The 23,589-nt window shown below is 52.1% G+C and carries 26 protein-coding genes and 1 pseudogene; 10 read left to right on the top strand and 17 right to left on the bottom strand.

Annotated features, from left to right (window positions below; translation table 11 throughout):
* Positions 1–37: 37 nt before the first annotated feature.
* Positions 38–385, top strand: a complete 348-nt coding sequence (grxD, locus tag OGV74_RS11940; RefSeq protein WP_003832760.1) for a monothiol glutaredoxin 4 — start codon at positions 38–40, stop codon at positions 383–385.
* 53 nt (positions 386–438) lie between these two features.
* Here the strand turns inward: grxD and rnt are convergent, their stop codons facing one another.
* From rnt to OGV74_RS11920, 4 genes are all read right to left on the bottom strand, one after another.
* Positions 439–1,086, bottom strand: coding sequence for a ribonuclease T (rnt, locus tag OGV74_RS11935; RefSeq protein ID WP_003029200.1), 648 nt, complete (start codon positions 1,084–1,086; stop codon positions 439–441).
* A gap of 95 nt (positions 1,087–1,181) precedes the next feature.
* Positions 1,182–1,589: a lactoylglutathione lyase gene (gloA, locus tag OGV74_RS11930; RefSeq protein ID WP_003029198.1), complete on the bottom strand. Its 408-nt coding sequence runs from the start codon at positions 1,587–1,589 to the stop codon at positions 1,182–1,184.
* A 97-nt stretch (positions 1,590–1,686) separates the two neighbouring features.
* The gene (locus OGV74_RS11925; RefSeq protein WP_003029197.1) at positions 1,687–2,784 is read right to left on the bottom strand and encodes an alkene reductase; all 1,098 of its coding nucleotides are present in this window, start codon (positions 2,782–2,784) and stop codon (positions 1,687–1,689) included.
* Positions 2,785–2,838: 54 nt separating this feature from the next.
* A complete protein-coding gene (locus OGV74_RS11920) occupies positions 2,839–3,438 on the bottom strand; it encodes a TetR/AcrR family transcriptional regulator (protein ID WP_003836447.1) in 600 nt (199 codons plus the stop codon).
* A 101-nt stretch (positions 3,439–3,539) separates the two neighbouring features.
* On the opposite strand from OGV74_RS11920, the gene OGV74_RS11915 reads away from it, so the two are divergent.
* From OGV74_RS11915 to sodC, 3 genes are all read left to right on the top strand, one after another.
* On the top strand, positions 3,540–3,779 hold the full coding sequence (locus OGV74_RS11915; RefSeq protein ID WP_003029191.1) for a DUF1289 domain-containing protein: 240 nt from the start codon (positions 3,540–3,542) through the stop codon (positions 3,777–3,779).
* Positions 3,780–3,828: 49 nt separating this feature from the next.
* Positions 3,829–4,725, top strand: a complete 897-nt coding sequence (locus tag OGV74_RS11910; protein ID WP_003029189.1) for an aldo/keto reductase — start codon at positions 3,829–3,831, stop codon at positions 4,723–4,725.
* 81 nt (positions 4,726–4,806) lie between these two features.
* Positions 4,807–5,331, top strand: a complete 525-nt coding sequence (gene sodC / locus OGV74_RS11905) for a superoxide dismutase [Cu-Zn] SodC (protein WP_286520851.1) — start codon at positions 4,807–4,809, stop codon at positions 5,329–5,331.
* Here sodC and OGV74_RS11900 read toward each other — a convergent pair.
* From OGV74_RS11900 to OGV74_RS11890, 3 genes and pseudogenes are all read right to left on the bottom strand, one after another.
* A pseudogene (locus OGV74_RS11900) lies at positions 5,307–7,347 on the bottom strand (FUSC family protein). The gene sodC and the pseudogene OGV74_RS11900 sit on opposite strands and share 25 nt — an antisense overlap.
* Entirely contained in the window at positions 7,344–8,207 is an 864-nt protein-coding gene (locus OGV74_RS11895) for an efflux RND transporter periplasmic adaptor subunit (protein ID WP_048218975.1), read from the bottom strand. The pseudogene OGV74_RS11900 and the gene OGV74_RS11895 overlap by 4 nt, the downstream one beginning before the upstream one ends.
* Positions 8,208–8,209: 2 nt before the next feature.
* Positions 8,210–8,446: a DUF1656 domain-containing protein gene (locus OGV74_RS11890; protein ID WP_003029180.1), complete on the bottom strand. Its 237-nt coding sequence runs from the start codon at positions 8,444–8,446 to the stop codon at positions 8,210–8,212.
* Positions 8,447–8,638: 192 nt separating this feature from the next.
* Here OGV74_RS11890 and slyA point away from each other — a divergent pair, with 192 nt between their 5' ends.
* Positions 8,639–9,079, top strand: a complete 441-nt coding sequence (gene slyA / locus OGV74_RS11885) for a transcriptional regulator SlyA (RefSeq protein ID WP_019076732.1) — start codon at positions 8,639–8,641, stop codon at positions 9,077–9,079.
* Between the two features lie 47 nt (positions 9,080–9,126).
* Here the strand turns inward: slyA and slyB are convergent, their stop codons facing one another.
* A complete protein-coding gene (gene slyB, locus OGV74_RS11880; RefSeq protein WP_003029175.1) occupies positions 9,127–9,594 on the bottom strand; it encodes an outer membrane lipoprotein SlyB in 468 nt (155 codons plus the stop codon).
* A gap of 274 nt (positions 9,595–9,868) precedes the next feature.
* Here slyB and anmK point away from each other — a divergent pair, with 274 nt between their 5' ends.
* From anmK to pdxY, 5 genes are all read left to right on the top strand, one after another.
* Entirely contained in the window at positions 9,869–10,990 is a 1,122-nt protein-coding gene (gene anmK, locus OGV74_RS11875; RefSeq protein ID WP_003029171.1) for an anhydro-N-acetylmuramic acid kinase, read from the top strand.
* An 87-nt stretch (positions 10,991–11,077) separates the two neighbouring features.
* The gene (mliC, locus tag OGV74_RS11870; protein ID WP_003029170.1) at positions 11,078–11,407 is read left to right on the top strand and encodes a C-type lysozyme inhibitor; all 330 of its coding nucleotides are present in this window, start codon (positions 11,078–11,080) and stop codon (positions 11,405–11,407) included.
* A 59-nt stretch (positions 11,408–11,466) separates the two neighbouring features.
* A complete protein-coding gene (pdxH, locus tag OGV74_RS11865) occupies positions 11,467–12,123 on the top strand; it encodes a pyridoxamine 5'-phosphate oxidase (RefSeq protein ID WP_003029169.1) in 657 nt (218 codons plus the stop codon).
* Positions 12,124–12,249: 126 nt separating this feature from the next.
* Positions 12,250–13,524: a tyrosine--tRNA ligase gene (gene tyrS / locus OGV74_RS11860; protein WP_003029168.1), complete on the top strand. Its 1,275-nt coding sequence runs from the start codon at positions 12,250–12,252 to the stop codon at positions 13,522–13,524.
* A 64-nt stretch (positions 13,525–13,588) separates the two neighbouring features.
* Positions 13,589–14,449, top strand: a complete 861-nt coding sequence (gene pdxY, locus OGV74_RS11855) for a pyridoxal kinase PdxY (RefSeq protein WP_003843540.1) — start codon at positions 13,589–13,591, stop codon at positions 14,447–14,449.
* An 83-nt stretch (positions 14,450–14,532) separates the two neighbouring features.
* On the opposite strand, the gene gstA is transcribed toward pdxY, so the two are convergent.
* The 9 genes from gstA to rsxA form a co-directional block, all read right to left on the bottom strand.
* A complete protein-coding gene (gene gstA / locus OGV74_RS11850) occupies positions 14,533–15,138 on the bottom strand; it encodes a glutathione transferase GstA (protein WP_003029164.1) in 606 nt (201 codons plus the stop codon).
* A gap of 104 nt (positions 15,139–15,242) precedes the next feature.
* Positions 15,243–16,748 carry a dipeptide/tripeptide permease DtpA gene (dtpA, locus tag OGV74_RS11845; protein WP_003029162.1) on the bottom strand — a complete coding sequence of 502 codons (1,506 nt, stop codon included), beginning with the start codon at positions 16,746–16,748 and terminating at the stop codon, positions 15,243–15,245.
* Between the two features lie 613 nt (positions 16,749–17,361).
* Positions 17,362–17,997, bottom strand: a complete 636-nt coding sequence (gene nth, locus OGV74_RS11840) for an endonuclease III (protein ID WP_003029161.1) — start codon at positions 17,995–17,997, stop codon at positions 17,362–17,364.
* Positions 17,994–18,689 carry an electron transport complex subunit E gene (locus OGV74_RS11835; protein ID WP_003029158.1) on the bottom strand — a complete coding sequence of 232 codons (696 nt, stop codon included), beginning with the start codon at positions 18,687–18,689 and terminating at the stop codon, positions 17,994–17,996. The genes nth and OGV74_RS11835 overlap by 4 nt, the downstream gene beginning before the upstream one ends.
* Positions 18,690–18,692: 3 nt before the next feature.
* Positions 18,693–19,313 carry an electron transport complex subunit RsxG gene (gene rsxG, locus OGV74_RS11830; RefSeq protein WP_003029155.1) on the bottom strand — a complete coding sequence of 207 codons (621 nt, stop codon included), beginning with the start codon at positions 19,311–19,313 and terminating at the stop codon, positions 18,693–18,695.
* A 9-nt stretch (positions 19,314–19,322) separates the two neighbouring features.
* Positions 19,323–20,375, bottom strand: coding sequence for an electron transport complex subunit RsxD (rsxD, locus tag OGV74_RS11825; protein ID WP_003836424.1), 1,053 nt, complete (start codon positions 20,373–20,375; stop codon positions 19,323–19,325).
* Positions 20,376–22,400 carry an electron transport complex subunit RsxC gene (rsxC, locus tag OGV74_RS11820; protein WP_032949228.1) on the bottom strand — a complete coding sequence of 675 codons (2,025 nt, stop codon included), beginning with the start codon at positions 22,398–22,400 and terminating at the stop codon, positions 20,376–20,378.
* Entirely contained in the window at positions 22,393–22,971 is a 579-nt protein-coding gene (gene rsxB, locus OGV74_RS11815) for an electron transport complex subunit RsxB (RefSeq protein ID WP_003029148.1), read from the bottom strand. The genes rsxC and rsxB overlap by 8 nt, the downstream gene beginning before the upstream one ends.
* Entirely contained in the window at positions 22,971–23,552 is a 582-nt protein-coding gene (gene rsxA / locus OGV74_RS11810; RefSeq protein ID WP_003029144.1) for an electron transport complex subunit RsxA, read from the bottom strand. The genes rsxB and rsxA overlap by 1 nt, the downstream gene beginning before the upstream one ends.
* Between the last annotated feature and the right edge of the window lie 37 nt (positions 23,553–23,589).

The following is a 23,589-nucleotide window of genomic DNA, read 5'->3' as shown; positions in this document are numbered from 1 at the left end:
GACTACTGCCGTAAAAGAAGTTTAAGGAAGCAAGATAATGAGCACCACTATCGAAAAAATCCAGCGCCAGATCGCTGAAAACCCGATTCTCCTGTACATGAAAGGTTCTCCTAAACTGCCAAGCTGCGGTTTCTCCGCTCAGGCTGTGCAGGCGCTGTCAGCCTGTGGTGAACGCTTTGCTTACGTTGATATTCTGCAGAACCCGGATATTCGCGCCGAACTGCCGAAATACGCAAACTGGCCAACTTTCCCACAACTGTGGGTTGATGGTGAGCTGGTTGGCGGTTGTGACATTTTGATCGAAATGTACCAGCGCGGTGAGTTGCAGCAGCTGATTAAAGAAACAGCTGCGAAATACAAAACCGAAGAGCCGGACGCTGAGTAATATCAGCAGAAGTAAAAAAGCGACCTGAAATGGTCGCTTTTTTTATGTCGCCGTTACGCTTCTTCAGGCACGGGAAGAGGCCAACCACCGAGACGTTTCCAGCGGTTAACGATTTCGCAAAACAGCACGGCCGTACGTTCGGTGTCATACAGTGCCGAGTGTGCCTGATTCCCGTCAAACTCCATTCCCGCCGCCAGGCACGCTTTTGACAACACCGTTTGCCCCAATGACAGACCGCTTAATGCCGCTGTATCAAAGGTGACAAATGGATGAAACGGATTCCGTTTCAGCGAGGCGCGTTCTGCTGCTGCCATCATGAAACTGTGGTCGAACGTAGCGTTATGCGCCACCATGATTGCCCGATTGCAGCCGCTGTCTTTAATGCCTTTACGCACCATTTTGAAGATGGCATGCAGGGCGTCATATTCGCTGACCGCGCCGCGTAGCGGATTGTTCGGATCAATACCGTTAAAGGCGAGCGCCTCCGGCTGCAGATTCGCGCCTTCAAACGGCTCTACGTGGAAATGCAACGTCGTGTCCGGCATCAGCCAGCCTTGTTCATCCATTTTCAGTGTGATGGCTGCAATCTCAAGCAGCGCATCGGTTTTGGCATTGAACCCTGCGGTTTCGACATCAATGACGACAGGATAAAAACCACGAAAACGGTCACACAGACCGGAAAGTTGAGCGTTATCGGACATCTGGGTCTCTTAATACGGGAAAATTGCAGCGCGTATTATGGCAAAATGATGAGTATAAAACTACGGGCACAGACGATCTGCGCCCGAGGGGGAAGTTAGTCGCCCAGGCCGCGCCCGGCGTCTTTCTCTTCGATCAGCTCAATTTTATAGCCGTCCGGATCTTCAACGAACGCAATCACTGTGGTGCCGCCTTTTACCGGACCCGCTTCACGCGTTACGTTACCGCCATTCTGGCGAATACGTTCACAGGCTTCAGCCGCGTTGTCTACGCTCAGGGCGATATGGCCATAGGCAGTACCCAGCTCATACTTGTCGACACCCCAGTTATAGGTCAGTTCGATTACGGCTTCACTGGTTTCAGGACCGTAGCCGACAAAAGCCAGAGAGTACTTGTATTCAGGGTTTTCGCTGGTACGCAGCAGCTTCATGCCCAGCACGTTGGTATAAAACTCGATGGAACGCTGCAGGTCACCCACGCGCAGCATGGTATGGAGTAAACGCATCTTTTTCCCCTTCGAAAATGGCTAATACATTCAAAATGTTGTTTTAGTATAGCGGCGTTGTTACGCCGCTATCAATGGCAGAACGGAGATTGTGACGTTAGAGGGTAGGATAGTCGGTGTAACCTTCCGCGCCGCCGCCGTAGAAGCTCTCGGCACGTTGCGGATTCAGTTCCGCTTTGCGTTGCAGACGCGCCACCAGATCCGGGTTAGCAATATAGGCGCGACCAAAAGCAACGGCGTCGATCAGACCTTTCTCGATCAGCGCTTCTGCCTTTTCAGGGGTGTAGGCACCAGCACCAATGATAGGACCGTGGAAGCGCGCGCGAACTTTTTCGCGGAACGCATCGGAATACGGCTCACCACCGGCCCAATCCGGCTCAGACATGTGCAGGTAAGCGATTCCACGCTTGCCCAATTGTTCAATCAGATACAGCGCATCGGCTTCTTCGTTCGGACCGTTGTCAACGTTCTGGAATGAGCCAATCGGGGAGACGCGAATACCAATACGATCGGCACCCCATTCTTTAATACCGGCATCAACCACTTCCAGCACAAGACGTGCACGATTTTCGACGCTACCGCCGTATTGATCGGTACGCTGATTAGAGGTTGGCGACAGGAACTGGTGCAGCAGGTAGCCGTGGGCAGAGTGCAGTTCAACCATGTCGAAACCCGCTTCGCGCGCGTTGGCTATCGCCTGACGGAAGTCATTAACGATGCCCGGAATCTCTTCGGTTTCCAGCGCACGTGGCATTGAGGTATCGGCACGCGTTGCCAGGCCGTTTTCATCGCGCAGCGAGGTGCGGGTTCCAGCACTAATCGCGGAAGGTGCAACTGGAGCTTGACCATTTGGTTGCAGACTGGCGTGAGAGATGCGTCCGGTGTGCCACAACTGGACAGCAATATGACCTTGCTCAGCGTGTACGGCAGCGGTGATTTTCTTCCATGCGGCAATTTGCGCTTCGCTGTGTAAGCCGGGTGCTCCGGCATAGCCTTTCGCCTGTGCGGAAATCTGCGTCGCTTCGCTGATAATAAGACCCGCGCTGGCGCGTTGACGGTAATACTCGGCCATCAGCGGAGTAGGGATGTCGCCAGGCTCAATACTGCGCAGACGCGTCAGTGGCGCCATGAATACGCGGTTTGCTGCCGTAATGGCACCCACTTTCAGTGGGGAAAACAGTTTTTCAGATGACATGTGGCACTCCTGAATAGACCGGTCGTCTAGTAATAAAAGAAATAAAAACGCCTGTTAAACGGCAGGCGTTGTGATGATGTTTTTAACGTGCGCCAGCGCATTTTCCAGCGGAGTAGCGCTACGAGAAATCTTGGCCTGTAGGTTGGCGCCAAGCCACAGCGCATACAGTACTTGCGCCTGCTGTAACGGCTCGCCAACAAAGGACAGACAATGGCTGGCCTGACCTTTCTCCAGTGCCTGCGCTAACAGCACAATAATGTGCCGCGCGCCTTTATCCATCGCTGTGCGCATATCTTCTGACAGATCGCACACTTCGGCAGACAGTTTTACAGTTAAACAGCCGCTAATAATGCCGTGCTGGCTAAACTGGTTCAGGGTTTCCTGATAGTAGGCCAGAATGCGGTCGCGGTAGTTTCCCGCACCCGTATCAAAGTGCGTAGCCAGTCGCTGATGATAGGCCGCATAGTGGCGTTCCAGCATCGCGACACCGAACGCTTCTTTAGAGCGAAAATAATGATAAAACGAACCTTTGGGCACTTCAGCGGTTTTCAGTAGTTCGCTTAAACCCATGCCGGTGAAGCCGCGCTGCATACACAGCAGTTCGCCAGTCGCCAGTAGATGTTCGCGTGTATCGTGTTCAGTGATTTTGTTCATGAACAGGAGTGTAATAGACCAGTCGGTCTAATGCAATAGCGCTTGCGAGAAATTCAGTTAACGTCTTCAATAAGTATATCAATCTTACTAAAGGAGGGGATGTGGCCGAACAGCTGGAGTTTTTCCCCGTCCAGAGCCCATGCCGTGGAATATGTCAGTCTGACGAACGCGGATTTTGCCGTGGCTGTTTTCGCAGTCGGGATGAACGTTTTAACTGGCAAAAGATGAGCGATGCCCAAAAGCAGGAAGTGCTACGGCTTTGTCGTCAGCGCCTGATGCGTAAATTACGAGCGAACAAAGCCAACCCTTCGGAAGAACCGCAACAACCTTCACTCTTTTAAAAACGTAATTGCGTATACTCGAGGCACATTCACTTAAAAGGAAGCTGCTATGGTTCAGCGTATTACTATTGCGCCGCAAGGCCCGGAATTTTCTCGCTTTGTGATGGGGTACTGGCGCCTGATGGACTGGAATATGTCCGCGCGCCAGCTAGTCAGCTTTATTGAAGAGCATCTGGATCTGGGCGTGACCACCGTCGATCACGCCGATATCTACGGTGGATACCAGTGTGAAGCGGCGTTTGGTGAGGCAATGAAACTGGCTCCGCATTTGCGTGAAAAAATGCAGATTGTGACCAAATGCGGGATCGCGACGACGGCGCGCGCGGAAAATGCGCTGGGACATTACATTACCGACAGCGCGCATATTATTGCCAGTGCGGAAGAATCGCTGAAACTGCTGGCGACCGATCATATTGATCTGTTGCTCATCCACCGTCCCGATCCGCTTATGGATGCTGACGACGTCGCCGACGCTTTCAAAAAATTGCACCACAGTGGCAAAGTGCGTCACTTTGGTGTCTCTAATTTCACCCCGGCACAGTTCTCATTGTTGCAATCGCGTCTGCCGTTTACGCTGGCGACCAACCAGGTTGAAATCTCTCCGGTACATCAGCCGCTCCTGCTGGATGGCACTTTAGATCAACTGCAACAGTTGCGTATTCGTCCAATGGCCTGGTCCTGCCTCGGCGGCGGTCGCTTGTTTAATGACGATGCGTTCCAGCCATTACGAAATGAACTTGCCGCGATCGCAGAAGAGTTAAACGCGCAGTCTATTGAGCAGGTGGTGTACGCCTGGATTTTACGTTTGCCGTCTCAGCCGCTGCCGATTATTGGCTCAGGAAAAATAGAGCGCGTACGCGCCGCCATTGAGTCTGAGACGCTGAACATGTCTCGCCAGCAATGGTTCCGCATTCGTAAAGCTGCACTGGGTTACGACGTACCTTAATCGTGTTTTTGGTGCATCACCGTTCAAAATTGTGTCACTGGTTTACACTTAACAATCAGACACCTTTTGGACGGAGGTCTTATGAAGCGTTTGAGTTTGGCCATCATCACTCTACTCGCCTGTGCAGGTGCGCAGGCTGCCATTGAAGAAAAAGTGACGATGAATCTGGTCACGTCGCAAGGCGTTGGCCAGACGATTGGTACGGTCACTATTGCTGAAACCGCAAAGGGGCTGGAGTTTTCGCCCGATCTGAAAGCGTTGCCGCCGGGAGAACATGGTTTCCATGTGCATATGAACGGCAGCTGCCAACCGGCGATTAAAGAAGGGAAAGCCTCAGCCGCGGAATCGGCTGGAGGCCATTATGATCCGCAGCAAACCGGCAAACACGAAGGCCCGGAAGGCGCAGGTCATATGGGTGACCTGCCGCTGCTAGTGGTGAATAACGACGGAAACGCCATAACACCGGTCATTGCGCCGCGCCTCAAAACCCTCGATGAGGTTAAAGGCAAAGCGCTGATGATCCATGTGGGCGGCGATAATATGTCCGATCAACCGAAACCGCTTGGCGGTGGCGGAGCGCGCTACGCCTGTGGTGTTATCAAATAATCAACTACTGAGAGTGCCCGGCGGTGGCGCCTGTTCGAGTTGTGAAAGCGAGCAGTGTAGTCGCCAGACCAATGCCGATAACTCCTGTGCAGCAGGTTGATGATGGTGGGCAAGCGTATCGCAGATGCGTTGTAGCTCACTCAGCGTGGCATTCAGTGGTCGTTGCTGGACGCCACGTTCGCTCATTACATCGCGCAGCAGAGAGATACACACGTCCCTGACGCGAGCCAGCGGATCCGAACGCGCCTCCCAGGTGCGCAGTTGCCACACCACGTGCGAGCAGTTCAGCAATACGACCCCCCAACGTAATAACCAGCGTCGAGCCAGCGCATCCTGACTGCTGCTGAGCTGGCTGACGTGATGATAGGTCAGCGATTCAAATTCGTTTTCACTGAGTGATGGGTGTCGGCTGAGCTGATCGACAAAATCCCGGCGCAGGGCGCGAATATGGCGGCGACTTTTCCGTGCATCCGATCCGGGCCGCAGAATGGCGAAGGCCAGCCATGACAGCGCCACACCAGTTATTTTCGCCATATTGTCATTCAGGAAATCAGCAAAATCATATACCGGCGGATTGGTCACCGCGATAAACGAACCCATAAATACAATCAGTTGCCCCCAAAGACCTGCCAGGGCTGGCATTTGCAGCTTTAACAGTTGCATGGTGGCGAGTAGCGGGAAGAGAAAAAGAATGAATTGCCAGAGGTCGGAAATTTGCACCATCAGGCCAAACTTAACCACAAAGCTAAACAGCGACAGCAGAACCAGTGTGCGCATCAGCAAAGAAAGCGACTTGAACGGCGTGGCAACGGCGGAATACAGCACGCTGCTGATGGCGGCGAGTGTGAGTGCGCCAGAGCCTGATTCCCATTGTGCGCCAATGCTCCATGCGCCGATAAGCATCAAAGTGCAGAACGTACGTAACCCGCTCCAGATAGCTTCCGCATTATCGGTATGACGGGCAAGCCCCGGCGTGCGGACGATATTAATACGCTCGGCGGTAACGCCATTTTCCAGTAAATGCAGATAATGACTGCTGCGCAGGTAGAGCCGACAAAAATAACGCAATCGTTGCCAGAAGGCGACGTGTCGATAGTCGCGTGCATCGACGGGTCGCAGTGGGGCAATAATACGTGCAACGGTGTAGCTATTAGCATTGGATTTTATCAGTTCGCTGAGCAACTGTTCGATAATTTCCCGGGTATTGGACGGGGGATTAGGCCAGTTCAGCAGCATCCTGCGCAGACTGGAAATCACGCTGGTCATCCTTAACTGCTGATGCAACAGCGAATTGAGCAAAGCATTTTGTCGGCGAAAACGGTAGTGGCTCCAGAACGCCTGAATACGCAGCAGGTTCATGGTAAGAATCTGACCGATAACACCTTCATGGGCTGTGCGAATGGCGTCCGTGGTTTCTGGTTGCCAGAGTAGGCTGGCATGTTCCAGTAAACGTGAATGCATGTTTTTCAAAGCAGTCAGTAACGTGATGCCATCGGAGGTGCTGGGCAGGATCATCATCATCACACCGCCACACAAGATACCGACGATGACTTCACACACGCGTGCTTGCGCGATATCCCATAACTGCGTAATTTCCACGGTATTGACCATGGGAAACGCAATGATCGCCGCCGTATAACCTGCCAGTTGAAAGGCGTAGGCAACGTTATTGGTGAAATGCGCACAAGCCCAGGTACAAAAACCGATCCACACCGACATGCTCAGCAAGAACAACCACGGCTCATTAAGGGTATGACCGGCAATAATCAATGCGGCGGTGGCACCCAGTAAGCTACCCGCCACGCGACCCAGACTTTTGCTGATAACCCCGCCAACGGTGGGAAAACTGACTACCGCCGCTGAGGTCATCGCCCAATAGGGTTCGTCCAGATTCAGATAATAAGCAAAAGTTAACGCCAGACACATCGCAATGGTGTTACGCAGCGCATAACGCCACTGTGCCGCCGTGGCTTTAAACCACGGCAAATTGCCAGGTGTCAGGCGAGGTAGTTTCATTTACGCTGGCCGATGGATACGCTGCAGGTTGTACCTGATACCAGCGTGACATCCCGCGGCAGGGCGTCGAATTCGATGCGTACCGGGATACGCTGCGCCAGACGCACCCACGGCACGTTGGGCTTGATATCTGGAATCAGGCCGGAATCACTTTCCACACTTTGATCGTAGATAGCACGACCAATACTGGAAACGTGACCCTGTAACTTTATATCACCGCTGTAGAGCGTGATGAGGGCTGGTGCACCTTCGCGAATGTGACGCAACTTAGTTTCTTCAAAATACCCCATCACATAAAAAGAGTGACTGTCGACGAGAGCAAACAGAGGCTTCCCGGTTGAAGCGTAGTCTCCGGTACGGGTTGAAAGATTGGTGACCCAGCCCGCTACGGGGGCTTTGACCACCGTTTGCGTCAATTGCCACTGTGTCTGGCGCAGACTGGCCTCTGCTGCTTCAACACTCGCCTGCATGGCTTTCACGTTGAGATTTGCGGTATCCAGATCCTCGGCTGAGATGTAATTTTGCGATAAATGACGGCGACGGTTGGCTTCGTTATTGGCTTTCGCCAGGTCAGACTGCGCTTTTGCGAGTTGCGCTTGCGCATTCAGTTCAGCAATGTGAAATGGCGTCTTGTCGATAATAAAAAGGACATCGCCTTTATTCACAAACTGGTTATCTTTTATATAGAGTTCGCTAATGCTACCTGACACCTGTGGCGTAATGCTGACCTGCTCTGCTCGCACTTTGCCATCACGTGTCCAGGGCGATTGCATATAGTAATTCCACATCCACCATCCGGCGAAAACTGCGATTGCAGCGACTATAATAGTGGAGAAGTATTTAACGGTTTTAAGCGACATAATCACCACGCTATCAGCATAACAAAGGCCAGACATACGCAAAGCGTAAAGAGTGACAGATCCATTAACAAGGGATGCCAGATTTCGCCAGAGTAAATCCAGTCGCGCAGTAGGCGATGAACAACCAGCCAGAGAATAAATCCTGCTACAATCGCCTTGAAAACAGGAGGGAAGTAGACAGATGCGCCGATCATTAAATCTTGTAGGGGCAATCCTGTTGCATTAAACATAAACTTCACGGGCAAAATCCTTGGCGGAAGAGAGCATTGCTATAGGTTTAGCAAAAAAGAGACAATGAGTCTCCGTAACGCATAATGTCTGAAAAAATGTCAGCCGGTAAGCAAATTTGGCAATACATTTGTTTTGGGAATACAAATGCTGCACACTATTCTAAAATCAGCACAATAACTTAGCAAGCTAATTATAAGGAGATGAAATTGGAATCGCCATTAGGTTCTGATCTGGCACGGTTGGTGCGCATTTGGCGTGCTCTGATTGACCATCGCCTGAAACCTCTGGAGTTGACGCAGACGCATTGGGTTACGCTGCACAACATTCATCAGTTGCCGCCGGATCAATCGCAGATTCAGTTGGCTAAAGCGATTGGCATCGAGCAGCCTTCGTTGGTACGTACGCTTGACCAGTTAGAGGAAAAGGGACTCATTTCACGACAGACTTGCGCCAGCGATCGTCGGGCAAAGAGAATTAAACTGACAGAAAAAGCAGAGCCGCTGATCGCTGATATGGAAGCGGTTATCAACAAGACGCGTGGAGAAATTTTGGAAGGGATTTCAGCTGAGGAAATTGATCTGCTGATTAAACTGGTCGCCAGGCTGGAACACAATATTATTGAGCTGCAGTCACAGGGCTGAAGCAAAAAAATGACGTGTGGCCAGGGTCTGACCACACGTGAATTAGATTAGCGTGGAGACACGGTAACCTGGCTGCCGTTGTTAGCCATAACAACGCGCTGGCCGGCTGAAAACTTGGTCGCACCCTGTTTCTGAACCACCATGATGGTATTACCATCATCCTTACGGATTTCCAGTTCCACACCCTGGGTTTTATTCATCGCACCTTGTACGCCTTGACCCGCTACGCCACCGGCAACTGCGCCTGCAGCCGTCGCTAATGAACGACCCGTACCGCCGCCGACGGTGTTACCGAGGAACCCGCCGAGTACCGCACCACCAATAGCACCAATCACGTTTGCGTCATCGCCACCCTGGATTTGCACCGGACGAACATGAACAATCGTACCGTAGGTAACGTTCTGAACTTGTTTCGCTTCGGATGCGGTATACACGTCACCTGAAAGGCTATCATTGTTAACGCAACCCGCTAAAGATACGCCCATTAATGAAACAATCAGCACACGTTTAATCATTTACAAATCTCCTTTGTCACCACGAAACGCTAATAAAGCACCCTTCATGGTTAAATTATATGGCATTTGTGAGCCTAAGATCACATGTTCTACTGGAACAATATGAAAATCTTAACCGAAATCGGATCAACCGAGTATAAACGAATCATTCATGTAATTGATGTAATTAAACGATCATTGTAATGATTAGCCACCAAAAATCATTAAGGAAGCATGGCATTAGTCGACACTTTATGGTTGAGTGTCAAGGCTAATTTGCTTAAAAGGATGACCTATGAAATCGGGCCGTTTTATCGGTGTAATGTCTGGAACCAGCCTTGATGGCGTAGATGTTGTGCTGGCGACAATAGATGAAACGATGGTTGCGCAGCAGGCGAGTCTGACCTGGCCCATCCCCATTCATGTTAAACAAGCGATTCTGGATATCTGCCAGGGGCAGCAGCTTACACTTTCTCAGTTTGGTCAGTTGGACGCACAGCTCGGTTATTTATTTGCTGAGGCAGTGAATGCGTTATTGGCGCAAGAAAAATTGAAACCGCAGGATATCGTTGCGATTGGTTGCCACGGGCAAACCGTGTGGCATGAACCGAACGGTGCTGCGCCACACACGCTGCAAATTGGCGATAACAACCAGATTGTTGCGCGTACAGGGATAACCGTAGTCGGCGATTTTCGTCGACGTGATATCGCCCTTGGCGGGCAGGGTGCACCGCTCGTTCCCGCGTTTCATCAGGCACTGCTGGCACATCCAACGGAACGGCGGATGGTGTTAAACATCGGCGGGATTGCCAATCTGTCTCTGCTTATTCCGCAACAACCCGTTCGCGGATACGACACCGGGCCGGGCAATATGCTGATGGATGCCTGGATCTGGCGGCAATGCGGTCAACCTTACGACAAAGATGCACAGTGGGCCATTTCGGGAATGGTTATCCTGCCGTTACTGCAAAATATGCTTAACGACCCTTATTTCTCCGCGCCTGCGCCGAAAAGTACTGGTCGTGAGTATTTCAATTATGGCTGGATAGAACGTCATCTGGTGCAGTTCCCGGGGATTAGTCCGCGGGATGTGCAGGCGACGCTTGCCGAACTGACCGCGGTGACCATTTCAGAGCAGGTCTTGCTAAGCGGCGGTTGTGAACGGCTCATGGTCTGCGGTGGAGGAAGCCGTAATCCGCTGCTGATGATGCGTCTGGCGGCACTATTGCCGGGAACAGAGGTCACCTCAACTGATGAAGCCGGGATCAGCGGCGATGATATGGAAGCGTTAGCCTTTGCCTGGCTGGCGTGGCGGACACTGGCCGGATTACCTGGAAATCTGCCTTCCGTGACTGGCGCATCAGAGCCGAGCGTTTTAGGGGCTATTTATCCTGCTAATCCACGAACTCAGAGTTAACTGAAATTATTCAGCACTGTATGCCGGTAAACTAGGGATATTAGGGAGGGTTCCATTACCCTCCGGGACCAGGAAAGTCTTCAGGATATGGCTATGAAAAAACTATTGTTAGTGTGTCTGCCGGTACTGCTTAGCGGGTGTAGCGTATACAACCAATTTGTTGAGCGTATGCAAACGGATACGCTCGAATACCGCTGCGACGAAAAACCGCTTACCGTCAAGCTGAACAATACCCGCCAGACGGCAAGCTTTGTTTATGATAATCAGCTATTGAACCTCAAACAGGGCGTGTCGGCATCAGGTGCGCGCTATACCGATGGGATCTACGTTTTCTGGTCTAAAGGCGACGAGGCAACGGTCTATAAACGAGACAGAATTGTGCTAAATAACTGTCAGTTACAGAACCCGAAGCGTTGAGATTTTCACCTGGGCGGCGCACAATAGCGTCACCCACTGACAATCCGTAGCCCAACATCATGTCTGATAACGACGAATTGCAGCAAATCGCGCATCTGCGCCGTGAATACACGAAAGGCGGTCTTCGCCGCCGCGATCTTCCCGCCGAACCCCTTGCGCTGTTTGAGCGCTGGCTGGGGCAAGCCTGTGACGCCAAACTGGCCGATCCCACCGCGATGGTCGTTGCGACCGTCGATGAAAATGGCCAGCCGTATCAGCGTATCGTGTTACTCAAACATTATGATGACAAAGGGCTGGTGTTCTATACCAACCTTGGCAGCCGTAAGGCGCATCAGATCGAGAAAAATCCACGCATCAGCCTTTTATTTCCCTGGCATACGCTGGAACGGCAGGTGATGGTGATCGGCAAGGCTGAGCGTCTCTCCACGTTAGAAGTAGTGAAATACTTCCACAGTCGCCCACGCGATAGCCAGATTGGCGCCTGGGTCTCTAAGCAATCCAGCCGGATCTCAGCTCGTGGTATTCTTGAAAGTAAATTTCTCGAGTTGAAGCAGAAGTTTCAGCAAGGAGAAGTTCCGCTGCCCAGTTTCTGGGGCGGCTTTCGCGTGAGTATTGAGCAAATGGAGTTCTGGCAAGGTGGTGAAAACCGCTTACACGATCGTTTTTTATACCAACGCGAAGATAACGCGTGGAAAATTGATCGCCTGGCCCCCTAAAGATGCAAATTTCTTGTTTTAAGCGCTGGTGCTGATCAATCCGGCGCTTTATTCTATGTTTCTTTCGCATCAGGCGAAAAGTCGTGTACCGGCAAAGGTGCAGTCGTTTTATACATGGAGATTTTGATGGCAAGCAGTAACTTGATTAAACAATTGCAAGAGCGGGGGCTGGTGGCCCAGGTGACGGACGAGGAAGCGTTAGCAGAGCGACTGGCGCAAGGCCCGATCGCGCTCTATTGCGGCTTCGATCCTACCGCTGACAGCTTGCATTTGGGGCATCTGGTTCCATTGTTATGCCTGAAACGCTTCCAGCAGGCAGGCCATAAGCCTGTCGCACTGGTAGGTGGCGCAACCGGTCTGATTGGTGACCCGAGCTTTAAAGCCGCCGAGCGTAAACTGAATACCGAAGACACTGTGCAGGAGTGGGTGGATAAAATCCGCAAACAGGTTGCACCGTTCCTCGATTTCGACTGTGGCGACAACTCGGCGATTGCTGCGAACAACTACGACTGGTTTGGCGGTATGAACGTACTGACTTTCCTGCGTGATATCGGCAAACACTTCTCCGTTAACCAGATGATCAACAAAGAAGCGGTTAAGCAGCGTCTGAACCGTGACGATCAGGGGATCTCCTTTACTGAGTTTTCTTACAATCTGCTGCAGGGTTATGACTTTGCCTGCCTGAATAAGCTGCACGGCGTGGCACTGCAGATTGGTGGTTCTGACCAGTGGGGTAACATTACTTCGGGTATCGATTTGACCCGTCGTCTGCACCAGAATCAGGTGTTTGGTCTGACCGTACCACTGATTACTAAAGCTGATGGCACCAAATTCGGTAAGACGGAAGGCGGCGCAGTGTGGCTGGATCCGAAGAAAACCAGTCCGTACAAATTCTACCAGTTCTGGATCAACACCGCCGATGCGGACGTTTATCGCTTCCTGAAATTCTTCACTTTCATGGATATTGAAGAGATCAATGCGCTGGAAGAAGAAGATAAAAACAGCGGTAAAGCGCCGCGTGCCCAGTATGTTCTGGCCGAACAGGTTACGCGTCTGGTTCACGGTGAAGAAGGTCTGGTCGCGGCAAAACGCATTACCGAAAGCTTGTTCAATGGCAATCTCAGCGATTTGAGTGAAGCAGATTTCGAACAGCTGGCGCAGGATGGCGTGCCGATGATCGAGATGGATAAAGGTGCCGATTTGATGCAGGCGCTGGTAGACTCCGAGCTGCAACCTTCTCGCGGTCAGGCCCGTAAGACCATTGCGTCTAACGCGGTGACCATCAACGGTGAGAAGCAGTCCGATCCGGAATATTTCTTCCAGGAGAGTGATATCCTGTTCGGGCGCTATACCTTACTGCGCCGTGGCAAGAAGAACTATTGTCTGATTTGCTGGAAGTAAGATTGAGTTAGCAGGGGCGTGGGAAACTACGCCCCTTTATTTTTTCAGGGTTGTGATAAGTAAAATGAAGAATATCCTCGCCATCCAGTCCCACGTTGTTTTTGGCCATGCGGGCAACAGTGCAGCAGAATTTCCGATGCGTCGTCTTGGCGCAAACGTCTGGCCGTTGAATACCGTCCAGTTTTCAAACCACACGCAGTATGGCAAATGGACCGGTTGCGTTATGCCGCCGAGCCACCTGACTGAAATTGTCCAGGGCATTGCTGATATTGATAAACTCCAGACCTGTGACGCAGTACTGAGCGGCTATCTTGGCTCAGCTGAACAGGGCGAGCATATTCTGGGTATTGTACGTAAAGTAAAAGCGGCCAACCCGCAGGCAAAATACTTTTGCGATCCGGTGATGGGACACCCTGAAAAGGGATGTATCGTAGCTCCGGGTGTGGCGGAATTTCATGTACGTCATGCGCTTCCGGCTAGTGACATTATTGCCCCGAATTTGGTTGAGCTCGAAATTCTGTGCGAGCATGCGGTGAACAATGTCGATGAGGCCGTTGCGGCGGCGCGTGAACTGATCGCTCAGGGACCCGAAATTGTACTGGTGAAGCATCTGGCACGCGCAGGTATTAGCACCGACCGTTTCGAGATGCTGTTGGTCACCGCTGAACAGGCGTGGCATATCAGTCGCCCGCTGGTCGATTTTGGCGCACGTCAACCGGTTGGTGTGGGTGATGTTACCAGTGGCTTATTGCTGGTGAAACTGTTGCAGGGCGCGTCTTTACAGCAGGCGCTTGAGCATGTGACTGCGGCAGTGTACGAAGTGATGATCGCCACTAAAGAGATGCACGAGTATGAGCTGCAGGTGGTGGCCGCGCAGGATCGCATCGCGAAGCCTGAGCACTACTTCAGCGCAACGCAGCTGTAATCAATGCCCGATGGCGTTCACGCTTATCGGGCATATTTTTAGCTGTAGGCCGGGCAAGCGCAAGCACCACCCGGCAACAACAATTAATTTAACCCTTCTGCTTTAAGCGCCGCGGCAACCGCCGGGCGTTCAGCCATACGCGCCATATACGCGTCAATATGGCTTAATCCTGCCATATTCAGCTTAACCGCATAGGCCCAACGCAGTACGGTAAACAGGTAGGCATCGGCGATGCTGAAGCGCGGGCCGCAGATCCATTGGTTATCTTTTAGCGAGTCGTTCACATACTGCATTTTTTTCTCCAGCAGCGCGCGAACGGTTGGCTTGAAGTCTTCCGGCGTATCGGGACGGAACAGTGGCGTAAAGCCTTTATGCAGTTCTGTCGCAATGTAGTTAAGCCATTCGATGGTTTTGTAACGGGAGAGGCTGCTGGTAGGGGCAAGGAGCTGACGGTCTGGCACGCTGTCCGCCAGGTATTGCATGATGGCGACACCTTCGGTAAGTAGCGTACCATCATCCAGCAGCAGTGCGGGAACTTGCCCTTTTGGGTTTACCGCGAAAAAATCATCGCCATTTTCCAGACGTTTCTTCATCAGATCAACACCATCCAGCGTGAAATCTTTACCGCTCTCACGAAGTGTGATGTGGGAAGCAAGAGAACAAGCGCCCGGTTTGTAGAACAGTTTCATCGGTAACTCCTTTTGGCTGAGGTATATCGTATGGTAGTGCTACCTCATGCAAAAAAAAAGCCGCTAACAACAGTTAGCGGCCTGAAAATGAGTTTCCCTGAGAATTACGCTGTCGCGGCCTTAGCGGCTTTCTCATCGGCTTCGTCATCCTGAGTCATACGGTTCAGTTTCGGAGCCGTCAGCAGCATCAGAACAGCGATAACAGCCGTCGCAACACCAATCTGCAGGAACACGCGACCGTAGACTTCAAGGGACATCAGCGGGTCAGTCACGTTCTCTGGTACAGCCATCATGTTAGCGACGTAGCCACCGATGATGTTTGCACCGGCAGTGGTCAGGAACCAGCTACCCATGATGAAGCCCATCAGGCGTTGCGGAACCAGCTGTGCCACCATTGCCAGACCCAGACCGGAGATCATCAGCTCACCGATACTTTGCAGGCCATAGCAGATAATCAGCCAGTTAACGGAAACGATGCCCGCATCGGTAGCGAATTTCGCGCCCAGCGGCAGGATCAGGAATGCACCGGAACACAGCACCATACCAATCGCAAACTTGGTCGGCATCGGCAGGGTATCGCCCATCTTGTTATAGATAGCGGCGAGGATTGGGCTACCAATGATGATCCAGAACGGGTTCAGCGCCTGGTACTGTTCAGGTTCGAAAGCAATGCCAAGAATAGAGTGCTCAACGTTACGAATCGCAAAGAAGTTCAGTGAGGTCGGCATCTGGCTGTACAGCACGAAGAAGATAATCGCTTCCAGCATCAGAATGAAGGCGACGATCATTTTACGACGTGCAGCGCCTTTCATGGTGAAGGCTTCTTTACCGAAGATAAACACGATACCGATAGCAATTACACCCAGAACCATACGTGCGATCTGCTGGTTGTGCAGCAGCCAGGTCGCAATCGCGATCAGAACCACAACGCCAACGATAGTCAGCAGCAGGTTACGGAAGTTGATTGGTTCAAAGTCAGGTTTAGAACCGTATTGTTTAACCCAGCGCTGACAGAATGCGAAGTTAACAACGGTAATCAGCATACCCACGACGCTCAGCGCGAACGCAGTGCTCCAGCCGTAACGCGCAGCTAACCATGGCGTTGCCAGCATAGAGAAGAATGAACCGATGTTGACGGACATGTAGTACATGGTAAATGCACCATCAAGACGCGGGTCATCTTTGGCATAGCAGGTAGAGAGCAGGGAGGATGGGTTTGCTTTAAACAGGCCGTTACCGACCGCGATAGCCGCCATGCCCATATAAACGATACCCGCATCGTGACCGGACCATGCTACCAACGCATAACCGATGGCCAGGACAACGGCACCCAGCATAATGACACGTTTTGTTCCCAGAACTTTATCACCTAACCAGCCGCCAATGGCAACCAGACCGTACACCAGGGCGCTAAAGGACGAGAAAAGGGTGATGGAATCCGCTTCTGACATACCCAGCTGTTTAACCAGGTAGACGGCCATAATCCCTTGCAGGCCGTAATAACCAAAACGTTCCCACAGCTCAATAGAGAAAATGAGATAGAACGCTTTTGGTTGTTTGAAGGCGTTTAAACTTACGCTTTCTGTTGGTTTATTGTTTGCAGTAGACACTTTTACCTCTTTTTTTACATCCCATATCAACGGGGGTGTTCAGGTACGTGATGAGTCAAGTTCATCCGTCCGATTGTTATAGTGGGAGGGGAAACGGCAAGTAATGTTCACTATCTTGACCATTCAGACAAGTGGTTTGTAATAATCTGTTACATATATCATGACTGGTGAAATCGTCGGGGCTGCGAAATGTTATCTAGCGTTAAATTTCTTCATTTGTAAAATGGCAGATTTTTACACTGTTTAATCACCGCTAAAACCGCAATGTGGCGATATGTTCTGCTAATTAAGGTTGAATCCAGTGATATAGGCCATTATCTGAAAAATAGGCAGTGTAATGTTTTGTTTAGAAACTGTGCAGTTAGGTCATCTAATTGTCATCTTAACTAAAAAATAAAAACTTATTAACATTGTGTTAGCTGGATGATCTGGATCACGTATAGATAGAAATTTCTTTTGCTAAAAAAACGATTAACCTGCTCAGGTGTTAATTAACAAGAATATTGCATTAGATTTGAGCAATTGAATGGCATCATTGTCGGGAAAAGAAACATTGGGGAGTGCATAACTAAACGTTATGTATGTATGGGGCAAAGAGGATGCCCCAGCAGCATTAGATATCGACTTTCTCTTTGAATTCGCAGAGATCTTCGATGATACAGGAACCACAACGTGGCTTTCTGGCGATGCAGGTGTAGCGGCCATGAAGAATCAACCAGTGGTGGCAATCGACTTTAAATTCACTGGGTACGACTTTCAGTAGCTTTTCTTCTACCTGCTCGACGTTTTTACCTGGGGCGAATTGTGTCCGGTTACATACCCGGAAAATGTGGGTATCTACGGCAATAGTGGGCCAGCCAAAGGCGGTATTTAACACCACATTAGCCGTCTTGCGCCCAACGCCGGGGAGAGCTTCTAACGCAGCACGGTCTTCAGGCACTTCACCATTATGTTGTTCCAGCAGAATGCGGCAGGTTTTAATTACGTTTTCCGCTTTGCTGTTAAACAAACCGATTGTCTTGATGTAGGACTTAACACCTTCAACTCCGAGCTCCAACATCGCAGCAGGCGTATTGGCGACGGGGTATAGTTTAGCCGTCGCTTTATTGACGCTGACATCGGTGGCCTGAGCGGATAGCAAGACCGAAATCAGCAGTTCAAACGGCGATGTAAAATTAAGCTCGGTTGTCGGATGCGGGTTGTTATCCCGCAGGCGAGTCAGTATTTCCAGACGTTTTGCTTTGTTCATGAGACATTCCCTGTTTCACCAGCCGGACTGTCCGCGACAGCCGCTTCGGCACGACGTTTCTTCATTCTCTCATCAATCAGGTACTTAACTGCCAGCATCAAGCCCAGACCAATAAACGCGCCTGGTGGCAGCATGGCCAGCAGAAACGGCGTATCAGTATGGAAGATCTCAACGCGCAATACTTTGGCCCAGTTACCCAACAAACCGTCTGCGCCATCAAACAGTGTACCGTTTCCAATTATTTCACGCAGCGAGCCCAGAACAAACATGGCGCCGGTCGCCCCCATACCGATGGAAAAACCATCGAGTGCGGATAATGCAGGGCCTTTTTTGGCGGCGAAGGCTTCTGCGCGGCCAACAACAATACAGTTGGTCACAATCAGCGGGATAAAGATGCCCAGAGACTGATACAGGCCAAAGGCATAGGCATTGATCAGCATCTGCACCGCACTCACCACGGAGGCGATGATCATGACATAAATTGGAATACGGATTTCAGGCGGAGTCCAGCGACGAAGGGCCGAAATCGTCAGGTTGGTCAGCGTCAGAACTAGCGTCGTCGCGAGCCCCAGCCCCAGCGCGTTAGTAGCGGTAGAGGTAACGGCCAACAGCGGACACATCCCGAGTAGCTGTACAAGCGCGGAGTTATTTTTCCATAACCCCTGGACAATAACGTCTTTAATTTCGCTCATGGTTTATTCTCCACAGGCGCTAAGTTGAGGAAGCTGCGCGGGTAGCGTCTGCGCATACAAACCGGCGCGTTTTACTGCGTTCACTACCGCCCGCGGCGTAATGGTTGCGCCAGTAAACTGGTCAAAGTCGCCGCCGTCTTTTTTCACAGCCCAGTGGGCATCGTTACCCGTAGCGATCGTTTTGCCGCTAAAGTGGGTGATCCAGTCGGACAGTCGCAGTTCGATTTTATCGCCCAGTCCCGGGGTTTCATGATGCTCGGTTACCCGCGTACCCAACACGGTACCCGTAAAATCGACACCGACCAGCAGTTGAATCGCCCCGGAATACCCATCTGGCGCCGTAGCTTCAAGAATTGCTGCAACGGGACGGTCGTCCTGGCGGGCAATATACACGCGGTGAGTACCTTTGCCCAATGCCTGCGCATTGACCAGATAACAGCTCTCAGACAAGTTATTATTGTAGCGATCGCCAGGTAGCACCTGATCGAACAGTGCTTTTTGCTGCAGCGCTGCCTGTTCATCAATGGTGGACTTGGTTAATTGATTGATTGCCGCGGTTAATCCCGTTGAACCAGCAGCAAACAGTGCCAGCGTAATACCGTGTTTACGAATCGTTTTCAGCATTGGGAGTCCTTAGCGATGTCCGTACACGCGAGGGCGGGTGTAATAATCAATCAGGGGAACCGTGATATTTGCCAGTAATACGGCAAAGGCTACACCGTCAGGATAACCGCCAAAACTGCGAATCAACCATACTAACAACCCCGCAAGTGCGCCAAAAATCAGGCGGCCGCGGTTAGTTGTCGAGGCCGTAACGGGGTCGGTAAGAATAAAAAATGCACCCAGCATGGTTGCGCCGGAAAGCAGGTGTAACTGAGGAGACGCGAGTGACTCAGGTGAGAACAACCATCCCAGAGTGGCGCAAACGGCGAGCGACAGCAGGAAGCTAACCGGGATATGCCAGCGAATCGCCCCCTGCCATAACAGAACGATACCACCCGCCAGCCAGGCAAGATTAACCCACTGCCAGCCCGCGCCTGCCAGCACACCGCTGTAAATCGGGTATTGCATCACCTGTTCAACGGTATGCCCGGCATGCAGTGATGTCTTAAAGGTATCGAGAGGCGTTGCCTGGCTGATACCATCAATGCCCATACGCAGTGTATTCATATCCCCGCCGCTGACGGTATGGCCGCTAAGGATAACGTTCAGCGCGTCAAAGAACCCAGGCACTGTAGCCGCAATTTCGTGCGGCGGCAGCCAACTGGTCATCTGTACTGGAAATGAGATTAGCAGCACGACGTAACCAATCATGGCAGGATTAAACGGGTTCTGACCGAGACCGCCATACAGTTGTTTCGCAATGATAACCGCGAATACCGTGCCCAATACCACCATCCACCAGGGGGCGAGCGGGGGAATACTCACGGCCAGCAGCAACCCGGTGAGTAACGCAGAGTTGTCTTTTAAAATCGGCACAATGGGTTGTTTACGCAGTTTAAGCACGCCCGCTTCGGCTGCGATAGCGCTGATGGCGGCCAGAATTATCTGGAACAACGTACCCCAGCCGAAGAACCACAGCTGTGCGGCGATTCCCGGCAATGCCGCAAGTAACACCAACATCATGATACGTGATGTCTGGCGCTGGTTATGGGTATAAGGGGAGCTTGCTATTCTGAATACCATTTATTCCTCGTTAACAACCTGCTGCTGTGCGGCTTTCTTTGCCTGAGCGCGTGCGATAGCGGCCGCGACGGCGGCTTTGCGTGGATCAACCGGCTCGGCTGTTTCCGGTACCGCCTGCTGTTCGAGCTTGCGGGCCTTGGCGCGGGCGATGGCCGCTTCCACGGCGGCTTTACGCGGATCAACCGGTTCGGCTGTTTCCGGTACCACCTGCTGCTCGAGCTTGCGGGCTTTGGCGCGGGCGATGGCCGCTTCCACGGCGGCTTTGCGTGGATCAACCGGCTCGGCTGTTTCCGGTACCACCTGCTGTTCGAGCTTGCGGGCTTTGGCGCGAGCAATTGCCGCTTCGACGGCAGCTTTACGCGGATCTGTACCCGTGCTGCTGCCTTCACTTTGCGGCGAATTTTCCTTACGGGAAGCACGAGCTTGCGCCTTACGCGCCTCGCGTGCGGCAATCACTGCGCTATTGTCAGGTTTTTCACCTGCCTGAATTACTACCGGCTGCAGCGCCTGAGCCTGTTTTTCTTTTACGCGAGCCAGCGCGGCGGCAATGGCATCATGGTCTTTGGCCGCCGGTTGAGCAGCGGCGCTCTTATGGCGTTCAAGACGCGCTGCTTTTTCACGTTCAAGGCGCGCCTGTCGGGCTTCAAACCGTGCTTTCGCTTCAGCGGCTCGTTTTTCTTCCTGGCTAATGGCGTAAATCTCGGCTTTTTCCTGGCGGAAATACTGCACCAACGGAATATTGCTTGGGCATACCCAGGCGCAGGCACCGCATTCAATGCAGTCGGCGATATTGTGGGCCGTTGCTTTGTCGTGCTGTTGCCCTTTACTGAACCAATAAAGCTGTTGTGGCAGGAGATCCGCCGGACAGGCATCGGCGCATGCGCTACAGCGAATGCAGCCTTTCTCTTCCGGCGTTTCACCCATTTCACTGGCAGAGGGGGCCAGAAGACAGTTGGTAATCTTCACCACCGGGACATCCAGCCATGGCAGCGTAAACCCCATCAGCGGTCCGCCCATAATCACCATCTGGTCGGCGGAAGGGCAAAAGCCCGCGTCGTTGAGCAGATGACGAACCGGCGTGCCCAAACGCGCCCAGACGTTGCCCGGGCGGCTGACGGCTTCACCGGTAAGTGTCACGACACGTTCGGTGATCGGCTCACCGTCAATTACTGCACGTTTAATTGCATAGGCGGTTCCGACGTTTTGCATCAATACGCCGATATCTGAGGAGCGTCCACCGTGGGGAACCTGCTTGCCAGTCAGGATTTGTGTTAACTGTTTAGCCCCGCCGGAAGGGTACTTGGTGGGGATCACGCGCAAACTGATGTCGTGTGAATCAGCCAGCACCGCGCGCAGCATAGATATTGCCTGCGGTTTGTTATCTTCTATGCCGAGGAGGATCTCGCGTGGCTGAAGAATGTGCGCCAGGATGCGGATCCCTTCGACGACCTGCGCCGCACAGTCCTGCATCAGGCGGTCATCTGCTGTAATATACGGCTCGCATTCAGCGGCGTTAATGATCAGCGTTTCAATTTTATCTCCGCCGCCCTGCAGTTTAACGCCGGTGGGAAAACCTGCGCCACCCAGCCCGGCGACGCCGAACTGATGAATACGCGCAATGAGCTCTTCCCGGTTGTGGGAGCGGTAATCGGTCCAGCCGTCTCGCTCAATCCAGCGGTCTTCGCCATCGGCGTCTATGATAACGCTCAACTCAGCCAGTGCCGAAGGATGTGCGGTGGAGTGCGGGGCAATGGCAACCACGGTACCTGATGTTGGCGCATGGACTGGAAGCATTTTGCCACGCCCGCGGGTTAATGCCTGACCACGCAGCACGGTGTCACCCACGTTTACGCACAGTTCACCCTCCGCACCAATATGTTGTTTCAGCGGAATAACAAAACGCGGTGCCAGCGGAACCTGTCGCAACGGTGTTCCGTTTGACTGGGTTTTCATTTCTGGTGGATGAATGCCACCATCAAAGTCCCAGATTTTATTTTTTCTGAATGCAGAGAATAACTTAAACATGTTGTTCCACGGGAATGATGCGCACAGGGATGGTGTTTAAATCCCATTTCCAGCTATCGGGTGTCTCGGCTACCGGGCGTAATTCAATGCATTGCGTCGGGCACGGGTCAACACACAGGTTGCACCCAGTGCAGAGATCGCTCATTACCGTGTGCATGGCGCGGGTCGCGCCCACGATCGCATCGACCGGGCAGGCCTGAATACACTTAGTGCACCCGATACAGTTATTTTCATCAATGACCGCCAGCATACGCACCGGCGTAACGTCTTGTTCATCACCATCAATAGGCTGCGGATCGACGTTCAGCAGGGCGGCAATTTTTAACATCACCGCTTCGCCACCGGGGGCGCAACGGTTAATTTTTTCACCCTGAGAGCCGATCGCTTCAGCGTAAGGATGACAGCCCGGATAGCCGCACTGCCCACACTGGCTTTGCGGGAGAATTTCATCAATTTTCTCCACGACCGGATCATCTTCAACGGCAAAACGTCGTGAGGCGTACCCCAAAATAGCGCCGAACGCCAGACCCAGTACACTCACTGCGGCAACGGCAATCCAGATAGCATTCATTACAACTTCACCAAACCACTAAAGCCCATAAAGGCCAATGACATTAAACCAGCGGTAATCAGCGCAATCGCATTCCCGCGAAACGGCGCTGGGACGTCCGCCACGGCGAGGCGTTCGCGGATCGCGGCGAACAGTACCATCACCAGCGAGAAGCCGACGGCGGCGGAAAAACCGTATAGCGCCGACTGTAAAAAGTTATGGCCGAGGTTGATGTTCAGCAGCGCCACACCTAACACTGCGCAGTTAGTCGTGATCAGCGGTAGGAAGATCCCCAGCAGGCGGTACAGCGCAGGGCTGGTTTTGCGCACAACCATTTCGGTAAACTGCACGACGACGGCGATAACCAGAATAAAAGCCAGTGTGCGCAGATAGATGAGATTGAGCGGGATTAGGATCCAGGTATCAATCAGCCATGCGCAGATGGATGCCAGTGTCATGACAAACGTCGTGGCAAGGCCCATACCCATTGCGGTTTCCAGTTTTTTGGAAACGCCCATAAACGGGCAGAGGCCCAGAAACTTGACCAGTACAAAGTTATTGACCAGTACAGTTCCGACAAACAGCAGCAGGTAATCAGTCATTTTTCGGCCTGAAATAAAAAAGCCGCCTATTATCTGA

It is taken from the genome of Citrobacter sp. Cf116, from assembly GCF_030336505.1.
GTDB classification, from domain to species: domain Bacteria; phylum Pseudomonadota; class Gammaproteobacteria; order Enterobacterales; family Enterobacteriaceae; genus Citrobacter; species Citrobacter freundii.
The sequence above is the reverse complement of the archived record's forward strand: the minus strand, read 5'-3'. Positions and strand labels throughout refer to the sequence as shown.